Below are 2,019 nucleotides of genomic sequence, written 5' to 3'. Positions count from 1 at the left end.
AGATGGTCAATTAAGTATCACAGAGCGTAACTTTTCAAAACATCAGTGGGAAGTAGGTCAGAGTGCCAAAATTATTTTGACATTACCTCCTAAAACTTTAAATCATCTTCAAATTGAACAGTTGAATGGAACGTTGAAATTGAATGATTTAACTGTTAAAGATTTACAATTACAACATTCTAATGGGACGACCATTGCTCGTAAATTAACGATTACAGGTCATGGTGAATTGGATAAACACAATGGACGGACTGATTTATATCAGTTAACTAGTGATGGTTTGGATGTTTCAGTTAAGTCTGGTCAGTTCAAATTAAACGGCATCAAAAAAGCTGGCAGTGGGCAACGTTATCGTGAAAATGGTAGTCATCCATTAGTTATCAAGAGTGGATCAGGGCAAGTTCGTATCGCTCAGTAAAATGTAACTTTTTCCGTTAAAAACAAACGAGACTAGCAACCCAAAAATCGGGTTACTAGTCTCGTTTGTTTTAATGCTCAAGAGCTGAATATGTTTCGTTTCACTTTTAATAAATTTTTGTATCACGAATATCTTTCAAAATCTTCAATGAACCATCTTTGTAACTGAGGAATCCGTAAACGGCAACCCCAATCAAACCACAGATGATAATAACGATAGTAGCACCAATCTTAGTGGCGTCAGAAATAACTTTCACAACCAAGAAATCAGCGATAACCACGACAACTAGCATGATTAAGCCATCGATGAAAATCTTGAATAATTTTTTGGCAAGTTCTTTATCAACGACGTTAAATTGCTTGTTGATCAAACGGAAAGCAAAATGTCCCATAACCATGAAAGCAATTGTTGAGGCCGCTAGAGGTCCATAAACGCCCATAGCGAGAGTTAATGGTAGTTGTAAGACAATTTTAAGTAGGTATGCAATTACCAGGTAGACAAGTGATTTTTTGACATGGTGAGAAACTTGCAAAATGTTTTCCAAAATTAGGAAGACACAGTAGAAGAAAGCTTCCAAACAAGAAACCATCAAAACTTTGGAACCAAGAATACTTTGGTCGTAGAAAACGAAAACAGTCCAAAGTTGACGACTGATAGCAATCATACCGAAAGTAGCGGGCAAGATGATGAACAAGGTAAATTGAACGATATTACGCATCAATTTTTGAATTTGTTCGGAACCGACTTGACGGCTGACCATTGCTGAAAGTGCGGGAATAACTGATGCAGAAACTGAAATAGCTAGAGAAACTAGGACCATGATCAACTTGTTAGCTTGGAAGCCAAACATCGCATATAGATCATCGATGGTTTTTTGACTGGCATGTAGAATCAGTTCATAAATCCAAGTAAATGTAGTTTGGTCAAACAATTGTAGAACGGTCATAATCGTATCAACTAGCAAGAATGGAATAGCTGAACGAAGCATAGAACTGAAGTTGATTTCTGGAACATTTTCGTCAGTTGGTATATCAGCAGTTGTTTTAATATCTGTAACGGTAACCGAACGGCGTACTCTAATTCGAATCCAAAGTAAGAATACGTAGGCAAGCGTTGCACCAATGAATGATGCCAGAGTTGATTGATTAACAGCTGACATATAGTTACCATTTTGTAAAATCATAATTGTGTAAGTAGCGTAAAGCATGTAGGCTACACGAGCAATTTGTTCGATAACTTGTGAAAAAGCTGAATAAGAAATAAAGGCATATCCTTGAATATAACCACGTAAAATACCAAGCGCCGGAATGATCAACATCGCGATACTCAAGTACTTGATTGGCGTTACAACACGCATATCGCCGGCTGCCAAAACAATAGCAACGTATTTAGCCCCAAAGAACATAATCAGCGCTAAGACGATTCCGACTAAGGACATGTAAATCGTATATTTTTTAAAAAGTTTTTCACTTTGATCAAAGCGACCTAAGGCATTATGAGCGGCAACTTCTTTAGAAATAGCCGAAGGAATACCAGCGGTTGCGATAATCAAAAATAAGTTGTAGATATTGTAGACCTTACCATACAAAGCATTCGCAGCT

2 protein-coding genes are annotated in these 2,019 nt (G+C 37.2%); one reads left to right on the top strand and one right to left on the bottom strand.

Features of this window, described 5'->3' with window-relative positions; translation table 11 throughout:
• Positions 1-418: DUF4097 family beta strand repeat-containing protein (locus tag FHL06_RS12495; protein ID WP_153386903.1), on the top strand; the 418-nt coding region annotated here is incomplete at its 5' end.
• Positions 419-524: 106 nt separating this feature from the next.
• Here FHL06_RS12495 and FHL06_RS12490 read toward each other — a convergent pair.
• On the bottom strand, positions 525-2,019 hold a 1,495-nt coding region (locus FHL06_RS12490), incomplete at its 5' end, for an oligosaccharide flippase family protein (protein ID WP_153386901.1).

The organism is Companilactobacillus halodurans (assembly GCF_009600985.1).
In the GTDB taxonomy this organism is placed as follows: Bacteria; Bacillota; Bacilli; order Lactobacillales; family Lactobacillaceae; genus Companilactobacillus; species Companilactobacillus halodurans.
This window is presented reverse-complemented; position numbering and strand designations above follow the sequence as displayed.